Source organism: Faecalicatena faecalis (assembly GCF_012524165.2).
Lineage (GTDB): Bacteria > Bacillota > Clostridia > Lachnospirales > Lachnospiraceae > Faecalicatena_A > Faecalicatena_A faecalis.
In genome coordinates this window covers 156,503-171,044 of record NZ_JABACJ020000006.1, presented here as the reverse complement: position 1 = coordinate 171,044, position 14,542 = coordinate 156,503, and the positions used below count along the sequence as shown (strand labels likewise).

At 39.6% G+C, this 14,542-nt stretch carries 12 protein-coding genes and 1 other RNA gene; 7 read left to right on the top strand and 6 right to left on the bottom strand.

Annotated features, from left to right (window positions below; genetic code table 11):
- Positions 1-148: 148 nt before the first annotated feature.
- Both nth and HGO97_RS08830 read right to left on the bottom strand, forming a co-directional pair.
- Positions 149-775, bottom strand: coding sequence for an endonuclease III (gene nth / locus HGO97_RS08835; protein ID WP_216240934.1), 627 nt, complete (start codon positions 773-775; stop codon positions 149-151).
- A gap of 59 nt (positions 776-834) precedes the next feature.
- Positions 835-2,583: a B12-binding domain-containing radical SAM protein gene (locus HGO97_RS08830; protein WP_216240933.1), complete on the bottom strand. Its 1,749-nt coding sequence runs from the start codon at positions 2,581-2,583 to the stop codon at positions 835-837.
- Positions 2,584-2,792: 209 nt separating this feature from the next.
- On the opposite strand from HGO97_RS08830, the gene ffs reads away from it, so the two are divergent.
- Positions 2,793-3,056, top strand: an RNA gene (ffs, locus tag HGO97_RS08825) — signal recognition particle sRNA large type.
- Positions 3,057-3,163: 107 nt separating this feature from the next.
- On the opposite strand, the gene tadA is transcribed toward ffs, so the two are convergent.
- Entirely contained in the window at positions 3,164-3,640 is a 477-nt protein-coding gene (gene tadA / locus HGO97_RS08820; RefSeq protein ID WP_216240991.1) for a tRNA adenosine(34) deaminase TadA, read from the bottom strand.
- A gap of 29 nt (positions 3,641-3,669) precedes the next feature.
- Positions 3,670-4,152, bottom strand: coding sequence for a hypothetical protein (locus tag HGO97_RS08815; RefSeq protein ID WP_216240932.1), 483 nt, complete (start codon positions 4,150-4,152; stop codon positions 3,670-3,672).
- 220 nt (positions 4,153-4,372) lie between these two features.
- Here HGO97_RS08815 and HGO97_RS08810 point away from each other — a divergent pair, with 220 nt between their 5' ends.
- The 6 genes from HGO97_RS08810 to HGO97_RS08785 all read left to right on the top strand — a co-directional run bounded on the left by HGO97_RS08810 (position 4,373) and on the right by HGO97_RS08785 (position 11,181).
- Positions 4,373-5,341 carry a DUF6128 domain-containing protein gene (locus HGO97_RS08810; protein WP_216240931.1) on the top strand — a complete coding sequence of 323 codons (969 nt, stop codon included), beginning with the start codon at positions 4,373-4,375 and terminating at the stop codon, positions 5,339-5,341.
- Between the two features lie 240 nt (positions 5,342-5,581).
- Complete coding sequence (locus tag HGO97_RS08805; protein ID WP_216240930.1) at positions 5,582-6,211, top strand: TetR/AcrR family transcriptional regulator; 630 nt, start codon at positions 5,582-5,584, stop codon at positions 6,209-6,211.
- Between the two features lie 100 nt (positions 6,212-6,311).
- Complete coding sequence (locus HGO97_RS08800) at positions 6,312-7,547, top strand: MFS transporter (protein WP_216240929.1); 1,236 nt, start codon at positions 6,312-6,314, stop codon at positions 7,545-7,547.
- 101 nt (positions 7,548-7,648) lie between these two features.
- A complete protein-coding gene (locus HGO97_RS08795) occupies positions 7,649-9,994 on the top strand; it encodes an ABC transporter permease (RefSeq protein WP_216240928.1) in 2,346 nt (781 codons plus the stop codon).
- Between the two features lie 13 nt (positions 9,995-10,007).
- The gene (locus tag HGO97_RS08790; protein WP_216240927.1) at positions 10,008-10,766 is read left to right on the top strand and encodes an ABC transporter ATP-binding protein; all 759 of its coding nucleotides are present in this window, start codon (positions 10,008-10,010) and stop codon (positions 10,764-10,766) included.
- Between the two features lie 118 nt (positions 10,767-10,884).
- The gene (locus HGO97_RS08785) at positions 10,885-11,181 is read left to right on the top strand and encodes a hypothetical protein (RefSeq protein WP_216240926.1); all 297 of its coding nucleotides are present in this window, start codon (positions 10,885-10,887) and stop codon (positions 11,179-11,181) included.
- 113 nt (positions 11,182-11,294) lie between these two features.
- On the opposite strand, the gene HGO97_RS08780 is transcribed toward HGO97_RS08785, so the two are convergent.
- Positions 11,295-13,784: a transglutaminase domain-containing protein gene (locus tag HGO97_RS08780; protein WP_216240925.1), complete on the bottom strand. Its 2,490-nt coding sequence runs from the start codon at positions 13,782-13,784 to the stop codon at positions 11,295-11,297.
- Positions 13,774-14,532, bottom strand: coding sequence for a copper homeostasis protein CutC (locus HGO97_RS08775; protein ID WP_216240924.1), 759 nt, complete (start codon positions 14,530-14,532; stop codon positions 13,774-13,776). The genes HGO97_RS08780 and HGO97_RS08775 overlap by 11 nt, the downstream gene beginning before the upstream one ends.
- Between the last annotated feature and the right edge of the window lie 10 nt (positions 14,533-14,542).

Below are 14,542 nucleotides of genomic sequence, written 5' to 3'. Positions count from 1 at the left end.
TATCACCATCGTTGCGACCATAGCCAGGATGATTACCATAACAATAATTGATATGATTCTTCTTACTTTTTTATCATATATATTCATTTTCTGTCCACCTCTTATCCGTCTTGGACCTCGATTGGGTCCATGTTGTCAGTTAGTTAGGTTACATTTTATACTCTTTACAGTATTTTTGCAAGAAGCATTCCTCGCATTTCGGACTGCGCGCCGTACAGATGGAGCGCCCAAATGTAATAATCTGGATGTTATAGAGAATCCAGTGGTCCTTCGGAAGCTCTTTCATTAAGTCAAATTCCACCTTTTCCGGGTCCTCGTTCTTTGTCAGTCCAAGCCGCCTGGATATCCGTTTTACATGGGTATCGACCACAACACTGGGTTCGTGGAAAATGTTGCCCCGGATAACATTAGCTGTCTTGCGCCCCACCCCTGCCAGAGAAGTCAGATCCTCCAGGGAGGAGGGAACTGCACCATCAAACTGCTCCACCAAAGCCTTTGTACAGGCAATGATATTCTTGGCTTTATTGTGATAAAATCCTGTGGGCTTAATATCCTGCTCCAACTCCTTTAAATCAGCATATGCAAACTTTTCGAGGGTGTCGTATTTCTGAAATAGATCCTTTGTCACAATATTCACTCGTGCATCCGTGCACTGGGCACTGAGCATAGTAGCGATCAATAGCTGCCAGGGCGTATTGTAATTCAGATAACAGACATATTCCCGCCCATACTGCTGATCAAGGATTTCCAATATTTCTTTGGTACGTTTCTTCATAAAAACCTCCTTTGCGACCTTTTTAGGCCGTATCTTCTTTGTCAGAAGAACGCATTCTTTTATATATAGATGAGCATCGCCTGATTTGTCAGCACATTCCTATTTTGATAATCAAACAATAACAGCTTTCCATCAATTTTCTCCAAATGAGTCATTTTTCGAAGCTGCCTCTTATCAAACTGTTCATACCCCTGGAGATACCGATGTTCCCTGGCTTCCATATCGTAAAACTTTGCCGCTTCCTCTTTTCCCACAGTCTCTTCACCTGCGAAATCAGGCCTGTTCTTCACATTATCCCGCAGGTACAGATCTACTGTCAGCGTATTTTTATAGATTTCCTCATTTTCCCCATCGTATTCCACAGCGAAACGAAACAGTATCTCATAACGGGTAATTCGGGAATGGTTGAGCATATGAAGCTGATTCCTCTCGTAATATCTACCAAGCTCCTCATAGAGGGAAAAAGCATCGGAAAAATGTCTCTCCAATTCTCGCAATGTATAGATGAACTGCCCACTGTTATAATAGACCTCCACCATCTCCTCCACACCTTTTAAACGAATGATGTCCGAATAAGGAAGCCACTTTGTGGACAAAACCTCGAACGGAGGGCGCTCCTGGTACTGAAGTCCATATTTAACGGCATTCTCATGCATGTAGGAACCCTTTAAGACCTTTAAGAATCCAAGCTGAAGCTGTTCGGGATGCAGAGAATATACATCATTAAATGAATTCTGAAAGCTTGCATAATCCTCAAAAGGGAGTCCGGCAATCAAGTCTAAATGCTGATGGACATTCCCCTTTTTATGGATTCTCTCCACAATCCGTCTCACCTCATCGAATTTCATCGTGCGATGGATTTCCTTTATGGTATCCGGGTTGGTAGACTGTACTCCAATTTCGAGTTGAATCAGTCCAGGCCTCATAGATTCAATCAGACACAGTTCTTCCTCATTCAAAAGATCGGCCGATACTTCAAAATGGAAATTCGTCTTCCCTTTATCATGCTCCGCCAGATAAGACCAGATCTCCATCGCATGTTCATGCTTACAGTTGAAGGTCCTGTCCACAAATTTGACCTGTGGGACCTCTGCATCAATAAATACCTGAAGCTCCTTTTTCACCAGCTTAAGATCCCGGAAACGCAGACACTTATCAATAGAAGAAAGACAATAACTGCATGAAAATGGACAGCCTCTGCTTGATTCATAGTAGATGATTTTATTACGGAACTTTTCCATATCATCATATACAAAAGGCACCTTATTTAGATCCATCACCTTTCGCCATGGATTTTCCACAATATCATAATCTGTACGTTCATTCTTTATTGACTTGTTTTCCACATTGTCCGCAGAATCAGGAGATGTTTTCCACATTCGGAACGTAATACCTTTGATATCTTTCAGATTTCTGATCTTCCCATGGTAAAAATCCAATAGCTCCAGAAATGTCTCTTCTCCCTCTCCACACATCACTCCGCTGGCCTGTGGATAAGTATTCAGGACACGCACAGCATTGTAGGAGACCTCTGGGCCTCCAAGCCAAATGTGTACATCCGGCAGAATCTTCTTTATCTCAACGATCAACTGGTTGATATATGTAATGTTCCACAAATAGCAGGAAAAACACAGAATATCGGGCGCTTTTTTATAGATATCAGAAAGAATATCATCTACATTCTGATTGATCGTATACTCCGCGATCTCTACCTCATGTGCATAAACAGAAGCATAGCTTTTCAGACTGTAGACTGCCAGATTGGAATGTATATACTTTGCATTAATTGCTGTTAATAACACTTTCATGATTTTATCATCTCCATTTGGATACAGCAGACTTTTTCATCCAGCTTCCTCAAAGATTGCCCTTTATTGGCCCAAAGTCCTTAAGCCGGATACATCGCACAGTCTGTACTGTAACGTTTAATTTCTAATTTTACTATAATTTTGCCTTTCCGTAAACAAAAACTCCCTTATCCGTTGACAATTCGGTCAAAACAATGTAAAATTAAGACTCGTGCAGCCGGGGTGTTAGCGGTACCTTGTACCTGCAATCCGCTATAGCAGGGGTGATATTACGCAGAGGGTGTTGATTTGCAGAGCTGCCCTCGGAAAGTGGCGTTGAAGATTTGGGTCTCACGCGACGGAAATCTGTGAACTGTGTCAGGTCGGGAACGAAGCAGCACTAAGCAGAATCTTCCGGGTGCCGTGAGGGTGCCTGGATTGAGTTAACTACCGAGGTAACGTCTGTGGAGATACATTCGAAGCGTAATGCACGTAAAATAATTCTGACATCAATAACAAGAACCTTTATACTAATTGGTCTGCGGACCCAATTGTATAAAGGTTCTTTTTTTAACCTCTTTTCATTCATTGGTTCTTAAAATTACTGTTTTTTCTTCTTTTTTTGCTTTTCACGAAGTTCTTTAAAAAACTGCTTCATCATGCTGCTGCATTCTTCCTCAAGAACTCCCGTTGTAAGCTCTGCCTGGTGATTGAATTCCTGCATTTCCAACAGGTTTAGTATGGACCCAGCACATCCAGCTTTCGGATTCATACAGCCGACCACCACGCGCTTGATCCTTGCCTGAACGATTGCACCGGAGCACATCTGGCACGGCTCCAATGTCACATACATCGTACAATCTTCCAGACGCCAGTCATCCATCTTCTTACTAGCCTTTTTAATGGCAAGCAGCTCTGCGTGAGCCAAAGTATTCTTATCTGTGGTACGCCTGTTATAGCCCCTCCCAATAATCTTATCCTGATAAACAATCACACAGCCAATCGGCACCTCATCAAGGGCATAAGCTTTTTTCGCCTGTTTGATTGCCTCTTTCATATATTTTTCATCTAAAGTCATGTTCTTCTTCTGCATTTCTTATACTGCTCCTAATCTCCAAAAGTTTTCATTTCTCCCTGATCAATTGAGATTTCATATTCAATCCTGGTATCTTTTGCACCAATAAGCTTTATCCGGTTTCGGCCTCTTTCTACCCGGAATGTGTCCGTGAATTCATGAGGCTCTTTTGAATCTCCCGTATACTCTCTCAAAACTGTGAGTGTATCATCTGGGGCAATCATGACCAGTTTTGCCTTGCCAGATGAAACAGTTACTTTCCCCTCCATATTAACGTCCACCTCCTCTGGAGCGTCAAATATCCAAACCATCCCCATACCTTCCAGTTTTTCTGCAGAACCTGTTAGACAGTTCCCCTCTATATACTGACTCGATTTATAAAGATTATAAGAGTTATATTCCTCCGCAATTATTTCATCATTATCATATACCTTTGCCCCAGTATTCATGATGCATCCTGATATCATGAAACTAATAAAGCCTGCCGCTACTAATGTTAGAATTCCCTTTTTCATTTACTTTCTCCTATTTCCTACCAATCTTATCGATCATTTTAACTACTATAAAATGATTTTAACACATCCTTTTATAATTTACACAAATATTGTTCTTTTTTCTTTCGGGACCGAATAGATTAGATTGAATAAAAGACAAGACCAGAGGTGCATCATGAATCCCGGTATCTGTTACTTATATGAATACAAAAATGATCAAAAACTTAGGAATGTAGGCTTCATGAAGGTCACACCGCACTATCATTCCTGCATTCTGCAAATCAATGCACGGGGAGTTCCCGTGAAGAACGGCGACACTGTCTCGCTGCTGGCTTTTTATGAAAACGAATCCGAAAGTATTGCAAAACCACTCGAGAAGCTTTCCTGTGGTGAAAAATCTATTTATGCCAGACTCTCCCTGACTGACTCAGAATATCCAGGTGGTAAAATACTGGATGATCTGAACGGTTTTCTACTAAGGACAGAGTCAGGTCAGTACTACGGGGCATTTTCTGATAATATTCCGTTTGATACTGATAAGGTAAAAATCTGGGAAGACAGACCAACAGCAGAAGCGACGGAAGCGTCCATTTTGGAACCAGTAAAAGAACCAGAAGCTGTTGAGGAATCTATGTCAGTCATGGAGGCGGAATCTATCAACGTGTTTCCCGGCGAATTGGAAGAAACTGATCCGTTGGAGACGCAGAAGGATGTGGAGGGAATCTCTGAAAATGCGACAGTACCTAATGAGGAGGAAGCGGAAACATTAACAGAAACGGAATATATTGAAAATGACAATGTACCTGAACCTCCTGAACGTTTCCAGGAACTCTGGGAAGAAGATGCAAAATCACGCACAGAAGAACCCTATTCTTCTGATGAAGTACCTAATCAGCCTGATGAACCTCATGAGACCGTCCGAAAAATACAACGCTCTGATCTTTCAGTGCTCCCTCGTAAATCCTGGAATCTGGCGAATAACAGCTTCCTAATGCATGGCTATCATAATTATAATCATCTATTGCTCGTTGAAGAGGACGGACACTTTTGGCTTGGTGTCCCTGGAATTTATGCTCCCCGTGAAGCAAGAGCAGCAGAACTTTTTGGTTTCCCACAGTTCACACAGACATATACAAATCAGTTGGAACTCGATGAAGAGGAACGAGATGAAAGTGAAAAATTTGGATACTGGTGCCGTTATATACGATAGATACTTATAGCATAAAATTGAAATCAGAAACGGGAAACCGTCAGAAACTCCAATAGTCATCAGGGATTTGGAACAAATGTAAAGGTGTAAACTTTGTAAAAATGAGTTTACACCTTTTTTGTATTATTAATGAGGCGGATTTAAATGACCAAAAAAAGAAACTTTATAAATCCCCTTGACATTCGACCAGCAGTCGAGTAATATATGTTTATAGACCAACGGTCGAGAAAGGAGAAGCTAATGTCACATACAAAAGATTTTGATATAAAAAGAAATGCAATTTTAGATTGTGCAGAACAGTTATTTACTGTAAGAGGCTATGAAGTAACCACTGTGAATACCATTTTAAAAGAAGTTGGAATTGCCAAAGGAACATTCTACTACTACTTCACATCAAAAGAAGAAGTCATGGACGCAGTTATTATGAGAATTATTGACACTGAATTAGAACATGCAAAAGAAGTACTTAACAATAAAAAACTGACACCAATTGAAAAACTAATTACTTCCTTATTTAGGAAATCAGAAACCGTTGAAAAAAAAGTAATAATTGAAAGTTTGAATGAACCAAACAATGCATTGATGAAACAAAGAGCATTACAAAGAACATTGGAAGTTCTATGTCCCATCTATGCAGAAATGATTATTGAAGGAAATAGAAAACAAGATTTTTCATCTGCTAATCCGCTTGAGGATATTCAATTCCTTGTGGCCGGTGTGCAAACAATATATGACCTTAGTAGTATTTCAGATGCAAAGATAGAAGTAAATATTGAGGTTGTCTTGAATACTTTTTTTCATGTATTAAGAATTGATGAATCGAAAAATAGCAAAGAACAAGTAAAACTATTGTTGTTTCAAAATATGTAACTAGACTACCAACATGTTACAAGAGGAAATGGAAATAGAAAGAATAACTTTTAAAATTTTATATTAGGAGGGGTTTATTATAGAATTAACACAAACATCGATGTATCAAACATCATTTAACTTTATTAAATTAGTGACGGGGCAAGCAGTCTCCGTCTTTGGGACATCACTACTTCGTTTTGCACTATCTCTTTATGTTTTAGATATTACAGGGCGGGCGGATATTTACGCAACATTATTTGCAGTATCAAGTCTGCCAGTTTTATTCTCACCAATTGCTGGAGCATTGGCTGATAGATTCAATCGCAAATCAATTATGGTTGGTTTAGATCTAACGAATGGTTTACTTAGTTTATTACTTCTAATCGCATTCTTATTCAACCAGACATCTATTTTTGTTATTGCAGTTGCAATGATTCTATTCGGTTTTGTCGGCGCAATGGATACTCCTGTTGTGACAGCGATTATCCCTGGGATTTCTACAAGTGACAAATTAGAATCAGCAAATGGTATTTTGCAAGGTGTTCAATCTCTATCAGGGATTGTTGCTCCTGTTTTAGGAGGTTTACTTTATAGCTCAATTGGAATGAAGAATATTCTAATGATCATAACAATTTTATTCTTCTTAACTGCATTATTAGAAACACGTATTTTAGTACCGCAAAATAAAACAGAATATTCAGGTAATATTATTAAAGTTTTAGCAAGTGATTTGAAAGAAGGATTCCATTATACATTAACTCATAGTTTCATTCGTAAAACGATGTTGTTAAGTGTAGGGCTTAATTTTGCTCTTACTCCACTCTTTATCATTGGAGTACCATATATTTTAAGAGTCACAATGAACTTAAATACGGGTCTATATGGAATAGGGATTGGAATTATGGAATTTGCAACAATTCTAGGTGCCCTCCTGATAGGAGTCGTTTCAAAAAAAATAAGGGTATCTAATTTCTACCTTTGGATTTTATTTGTTGCAATTCTCTTAATACCGATGGGAATGTCTACTCTTCCCCTACTATTACAGTATGGAACATTTCCAGCATTTGCTTTATTTGTATTTAGTGGTGTTCCGCTTTCTGCGTGCTTATCCATTATATCTATCTTTGCGATAAGCAAAATCCAAAAAGTTACACCATCAAAGAACCTGGGAAAAGTGATGGCCATTATTATGGCGACTGCACAATGTGTTGCTCCTATTGGTCAGATTTTGTATGGAATCGGCTTTGAAACCTTTGAAAACCGTGCATACATTCCAATCATAATTACGTTTGTTGCTACCATATTATTATCGATTTTAAGCAAACTATTGTATCGAAATGAAAAAGATATCTAGTAAATTGTTGGATAAAAGACGAATGGATTCAAAAGGATCAGTACGCATCTCCTTTTGAATTTGACATACACTTTGCGTATTAAAATGAAAGGAGATAATAAATGGTACAACGATTAATGAAAAAAGATTTTAAGAAGAATAAAGTCATTGTTTTTACCCTCTTTACATTTATTTTATTATCCGCAATGCTGTTATCTAGTGCATTAACGATTGCAACTGAATTAACAGGTTCTTTAGACCATTTATTTGAAAAAGCAAAAGTACCTAGCTATGTACAGATGTATGCTGGTGATTTCTCACAAGATGAAATCAACACATTTAGTGAAAATAATGAACTTGTGAAAAACCAGCAGACCGTAACCATGTTAAATATTGATGGCGAAAGTCTATTTCTCCAAGTTAATGGCGACTCGGAAGTAAATAGTATTATTGAAAATAGTTTTGTGAAACAAAATGAAGCATTTGATTTCTTATTAGATTCAAGAGATGAAATCGCTGGTGTTCATGATGGTGAGATCGGTATTCCTGTTTATCATCAACAACTTTATAACTTAGAGTTAGGCTCTAAGGTGCAAGTACAAATAGGGGATTTCAAAAAGACGTATACAATCACTTCATTTATACGTGATGCACAGATGAACCCCTCACTTGTTACCTCGAAGCGATTTCTGGTAAGTGATAATGATTGGAATGAATTAGAAACAAAGCTTAGTAATCAAGAACATTTAATAGAGTTTGAATTGAATGATGACAGCTCGATTTCAGAATTTGAAAAGCAATACGAAGCTTCTAATCTTCCACAAAGCGGAACAGCACTCACGAAATCTTTATACCAAGTATTAAACGCATTAACAGATGGCATTGTTATCGCCATTATTATTCTTATTAGTTTATTGCTATTGCTCATTGCTTCTTTATGCTTGCGATTTACGATCCTTACTGCTATAGAAGAAGATTATCGAGAAATCGGAATTATGAAAGCGACTGGTATCAGCAACAAGAATATACGAAAACTGTATCTTACAAAATATATTGTGATTGCTTCTATTGCTTGTCTTGGCGGTTATCTTGCTTCTCTGGCAGTTACAAACGTATTTACCAAATCAATGTCCGTTTACATGGGCCTGGCTCCTAAAACTATGATTAGCTATTTTCTGCCACTGCTGGGTTCTCTTCTCGTATTCTTGTTTGTTTATTTATTTTGCAGGCTTGTGTTTAGACGCTTCAAAAAGATTTCAGCTTATCAGGCATTACAAGCTGGAGAAATATCCGGAAACCGTAAAATTGCACATAGAATGCAATTAAGCGGCAAGAAACATTGGATAGGGAATCACACGATTTTTATCGGTATTCGGGAAGTGTTAACACAAATAAAAACGTATATATTGTTAATGCTGGTCTTTGCTATTAGTTTGTTTATGATGAGCGTTCCTTTCAACTTTTTACAAACGATTCAAGATTCTAGTTTTATTTCTTATATGGGTGCTGGAGAAAGTGATTTACGAATCGATATTCATCAAATGGATAAGTATAAGGAAGAATCCGAAGAAGTATTCCGTTATTTAACAAATGAAAGCTTGAACAATGATGTGATTGAAAAAGTTGCTTCTTACGAAACAAGTGCATATCAGATGAAAAATGCTGATCATGAGATAAGCACTATTAAAATCGAGAGTTCAAAGGATTATGATGTATTCCCACTTCATTACACGGATGGGCGGGCACCACAAAACGATAAAGAGATTGCTCTATCCAGTATGAATGCAGATGAATTTGAAGTAAGTGTTGGAGATACCGTTACTATCATTTTGGAAGGAAAAGAAGAAAAACTTACGGTAAGCGGCATTTATCAAGATGTAACCAACGGTGGTAAAACTGCGAAAGGGATGCTTGAAAGCGATGATGTGTTATGGACTACTTATAATTTCAATGTCAAAGATGCTTCTAAAATAAATGAAGTAAAAACAAAACTTGAACAAACGTTTACACATATCAAAGTGACTGATATGGATAACTATATTAAGCAGACATTAGGCGGAATTATTGAACAAGTCACCAGCCTTAGTGTAGTATCATTTGCCCTTTCCTTATTTATATCCATTTTGATTACTTCTATGTTCTTTAAAATGATTCTTGCAAAAGAAGCAAAGAATATTGCGATTATGAAGAGTATTGGTATTTCCACGAAAACATTGCAGCGACAGTATATTGTAAGAGCATTATTTACATTACTCATTGGTCTTATTGTTGGAGTGGTACTAACAAATGTACTTGGAACACAAGTCGGCAGCCTATTATTATCAGGTGTTTCAAAACTAACCTTTGTCACAAATCCTCTTATTAACTATCTAATCATTCCTTTTTCATTAGTGTTAGTGGTGAGTTTAAGTGTCTATATTGTTAGCGTATCTATTAAAAAAATGAACATCATGCTAATCGCTGAATAAAGGAGGAATTGTCATGATTTTAAAAGCAACTGGTTTATCAAAGAGTTTTCCAATTGAAAATATGGAACCTCAACATGTATTAAAAAACATTCAATTAACCATCAATAAAGGAGAATTTGTATCCGTTATGGGTGCCAGTGGTTCTGGCAAATCCACTCTGCTTTATACGATCAGCGGCATGATGCAGCCAAGTGCAGGAACTGTAGAATTTGCCGGAGAACAATTAAATAAATTAACGGAAGAACAGTTAACAAGTATTCGATTAAATAAAATGGGATTCGTTTTTCAACAGGCAAACCTATTAAAGAATTTTAACTTGAAAGACAACATTATTCTCTCTGCCTATCTCGGAAAAAAAGAATCGCAAAAAGAAATTGATAAGCGTGCTGTTCAATTGATGAAACAGACTGGTGTCCATCAACTAGCCTTAAAAGATATTACGCAAGCTTCTGGAGGACAATTGCAAAGAGTTTCCATTTGTCGTGCATTAATTAATAAACCAGAAATAATATTTGGTGATGAACCTACTGGTGCATTGAATTCAAAATCTGCTTCTGAGATTATGATGCTTTTTAATGAAATTAATCAAAACGGAACAACCATCTTATTAGTTACTCATGATGCTAAAGTAGCGTCAAAAACAGAACGCATTTTATTTATGGCAGATGGTGAAATTGTTTCTGAAAAGTATTTAGGTAAAATGAAAGATGAGTCAACATTAAAGGAACGTGAAAAACAAGTAGCAAAGTGGTTGAACGGATTAGATTTTTAGAAATGTACCTCCAATTAGATTCTATTCCCAAATGAACTGGTCTTGAGATTTTATTGAGTTTTTTCCCCGTAAGGTTTATAATTACCGTATATTATGATAACAGGCAGGAGGAAATACAATGAAGATTTATGATTCAGTAAAGAAGGAAGAGGTTGAGATCTCCGGTACAAAGGATCTGATTAAACTAATGGAAGATGGAGGCCGTCAGGTGGACCTATATTTAAAAGAGAAAAAGTCGGATGAAGATGGCTACCTTACCTGGGATGTTGAACATTGGTCAAGTATTGATAAAAAACGCTTTATTCGCTGCTATTCTCTGGAAGGCAGGGTCCTGAGCGAATCAACAGGACATAATATCTATGATTTAGAGACAGATTTCAAGCCGGAAGAAGCAGCTAAAATCGAACTCAGCTAATAAGCAATTTATGAAAGGGTGCTTTCAAGGTCCATAAGCCTTGATAAGCACCCTTTTCTATTGATAATCAAAACGAATATTTGAATCACCCTATGCACAGTTCATCCCGTCGTTTACAGGATGCCTGCACCCAGAATCTTCAGTATCATATCCGCTGTTCCAACGTTGTACCCACTTGTGACATAAACACAGTTGGACTCCCTATCCATCACCAGAATCAATGGTATGCTTTCTGGATCCACATAAAATCTTCTTCCCAGAACAGATACGCGTTCTTCTACACAGTCGCAGAGAAGCTGTACCCCATTTAAGGCCTCAAGCGTTCTGTTAAGCGTCGGCTGTTTTACCGCCTCCTGGCTGTTCACTAGGAACAGAATATCCGCATCGCTATGGTTGAATTCCTCGGCTCTCTCATACAGTTCATTTAAAATATGTTCTGTCGGCTCCTGGCCCTCGGACAGCCAGACCACCAAATGCGGTTTTCCTTTCAGAATATCCGTAATATTGGTCTTTGTGCCCTCAAACCCTTCCACCTCAAAAGGGGGCATTGGTACACACTCCAGCATCTGACTTAGTTCTGCTTCCTCTAACTTCAACTCTACAGAAACATGACTTCCCGGAGTGACTTCTACTTCTATGACACGTCCAAGAATATTCCCATTGGGAAGTCTGTTGGCCGTCACCACTTCATAAATTCCAGACGGAACGGATGTGCTCATGCATCTGCCTGCAGGATTCCCGTCATTTAAATGACTCAAATCCAACAGCTTCCGCTCTCCCGGATACCTTCTGACAACAGACCAATTCTGGAAATAGACAAGCCCCTCTGATTCAACGGAACAAACTTCAAGCGTTCCCGTCTCCTTTGGTGCAATCACTTGGATAAAATGACCTTCTGCATAATATTCCATTGCACCATCTACTGGATTCAATCTCGCAGGAATTCCCAAGGTCCTGCACACTGCGACAAACAGCATTTCCTGTGACTTCCTGCTGCCAATCTTGTATTTCAGGCATGGCAGCGGCAGAGTCAGTAAAGCATCATACTCTTCCTGTGGACACTCGTGAACCTCCTGACTGATAAATCTCCAAATCTTACCCGGATCATTACGGAATTCCTCTTTCTGTCCTTGGGATAGCAGAGTCTCGATTCCACTTCTAAAATCTGTCAAAGTCTCCAAATAAATTCTAGGAGACAAAATATATTTCACAAAGACATCTTCCGGAAAACTTCCCTGATACTGCATCGCATGGTTTAAGTGTGCTTCAAGTACCTCTGCCTTTAAATCCAAAGAGTCCTTTTGTGTTAAAGTACCGAATAACAGCCTTCTAAATTCTTCCTTTCCTACTCCGTTTAAAAAGGCTTCCGTCTCTGCCTCATTCCCAGTCCCTGCTTTCTTTAAACGAAGTGCGGTTCTCTCTGCCAGCCTCTCCTTCTGTCTCCTTCTCTGTTCTTCTGTCACAGAGCCACTGTGGATGACTGCATCCTGTGGGGCAAAACTTTCAAAGGACTGCCATGTTTCTTCCTTTGTCTTACAATCTGGTTCCGTTAGAACCAAAATCACATCCCCAAATTCTCTGACATCTACCATGGTACATCCAGAAGCATCTCCTTTTCTTGCACAGATTCGACAGCTTCCAAGACCTAATTCTATCTCCGCACTGCCGTCTTCCTTCGTCTCCAACACTGCAATCGGGAAAAATTCAGAATAATTCAATACCTCGATCCTGACCTCTGCATTTTTAAGAGGCTTACCATCCGTATCTGTCACCTGAATTCTCAGTCGTTTTGTATTTGCGTAGGTCCCAATTTCGTTGATTTCTGTCGTGATGCCCTGAGTGGATACGATATTCTCATCCTTTATTACCTCCCCTCTAAGCTCCAGGCTTCCATACCATCTGGAATGAATCAGCATGGCACGGGAGGACGCATGTAAGAACCATCCTTTATCCAGTATTTCCTCCGGCTCGCAGGCACCCAGGAAATGCCATTCTCCGTCACACCATGCCTCTACCCAGGCATGGTTGTCATCGCAATGAGACCATCTTGGCGCATACACCTGTCTTGCAGGAATCCCCATACTGCGCAATACGCTCACAGTAAATGTAGATTCCTCCCCGCATCTGCCGTGTGCACTTCTGTACGTAGTCATAGGGGAAGCTGTCCTGTCATCCGAAGCACGGTAAGTGGCCTCCTGGGCACACCAGTAATTCAACGCCAGGACTGCTTCTGCCATGGACTTAGCTCCCATCATCTCCGCGTGGGCCTTCTCATAAAAAAAGCTCCGGCACGGGCTGATATCCTCCGTATTGATTCTATGATATACCACATATTGACAGAAAAGCGCCTCGCTTATTTTTTCTCGAAATGCCCCCTGATTCCAAAGAAATGCTCCATGGGACGCATAATCTAAAAATGTCTCAAAAGGGTAATTCAGAACATCAGATAGCGGCATATTCCCATAAAGGTAACGGAGCAGAATCTGCTCATCTGATGTACAGGCCTTGATTTTTTCATTGATTCCATCAAAAATACCAGGAACCGAACTGTTCCTGTCTGCATATATCTTTTCTATTTTTATTGTAAATTTCTCAGAAAACATTTGGACTCCTCTCAAGCACTTCTGCTGCTTTTCGTATTTCTTCTTCCTCTGTGCGCCAGATACTGAATTCACTGATTCCCGGAAGCCCCATTGGAACCCCTTCCCGACGGTACTTCATCGAACTGTCTAATACCTTTTTCCCACTCATATGGAATTGGTTCAACCCTGTCACACGACATAACTCTTCCAGATTCCCGGAATTCACACCTGCTCCGACCAAAATATGGATTCTTCCAGCCGCTGCTTCATTCAGCCTTCTAAGAAGACCCGCTCCTGCCAATGCGCTTTCCTCCTGGCCGGATGTCAGAATCGTGTGGATTCCCAGTTCCACACATTCTTCTAAGACCCGCATTGGATCACTGCACACATCGAATGCCCGGTGCAGGGTAAGCTTCATCTCTCCTGCTTCCCGGACCAATTCCTCCATCTGCTCCATATTCAAAGTCCCATCTGGACGCAGTATCCCGATTACTGCTCCATCCGCTCCAAGTTCACGAAACTGCCTGACTTCCTTTCGAATAATCTTAAATTCCGCATCCGTATAGCAGAAATCCCCGAACCTCGGACGGATCAGCACATGAATTTTTATATCCACTGCCTTCCTGACCGCACAGAACAGGGCCGGCGTCGGTGTGGTTCCGCCTATAATAAGATTACTGCACAATTCCAGACGTTTCGCGCCACCTCGTTCGGCAGCTATCGCAGATTCTACTGAATCCACACAAACTTCAAGCATATAATCCTTCATTTTTTCCATT

Coding starts and splice junctions, on each gene's coding strand:
- HGO97_RS08780 (WP_216240925.1), bottom strand. CDS start 13,784: ATGTTTTCTGAGAAATTTACAATAAAAATAGAAAAGATATATGCAGAC.
- nth (WP_216240934.1), bottom strand. CDS start 775: ATGAAGAAACGTACCAAAGAAATATTGGAAATCCTTGATCAGCAGTAT.
- HGO97_RS08795 (WP_216240928.1), top strand. CDS start 7,649: ATGGTACAACGATTAATGAAAAAAGATTTTAAGAAGAATAAAGTCATT.
- tadA (WP_216240991.1), bottom strand. CDS start 3,640: ATGACTTTAGATGAAAAATATATGAAAGAGGCAATCAAACAGGCGAAA.
- HGO97_RS08800 (WP_216240929.1), top strand. CDS start 6,312: ATGTATCAAACATCATTTAACTTTATTAAATTAGTGACGGGGCAAGCA.
- HGO97_RS08790 (WP_216240927.1), top strand. CDS start 10,008: ATGATTTTAAAAGCAACTGGTTTATCAAAGAGTTTTCCAATTGAAAAT.
- HGO97_RS08815 (WP_216240932.1), bottom strand. CDS start 4,152: ATGAAAAAGGGAATTCTAACATTAGTAGCGGCAGGCTTTATTAGTTTC.
- HGO97_RS08805 (WP_216240930.1), top strand. CDS start 5,582: ATGTCACATACAAAAGATTTTGATATAAAAAGAAATGCAATTTTAGAT.
- HGO97_RS08810 (WP_216240931.1), top strand. CDS start 4,373: ATGAAGGTCACACCGCACTATCATTCCTGCATTCTGCAAATCAATGCA.
- HGO97_RS08830 (WP_216240933.1), bottom strand. CDS start 2,583: ATGAAAGTGTTATTAACAGCAATTAATGCAAAGTATATACATTCCAAT.
- HGO97_RS08775 (WP_216240924.1), bottom strand. CDS start 14,532: ATGAAGGATTATATGCTTGAAGTTTGTGTGGATTCAGTAGAATCTGCG.
- HGO97_RS08785 (WP_216240926.1), top strand. CDS start 10,885: ATGAAGATTTATGATTCAGTAAAGAAGGAAGAGGTTGAGATCTCCGGT.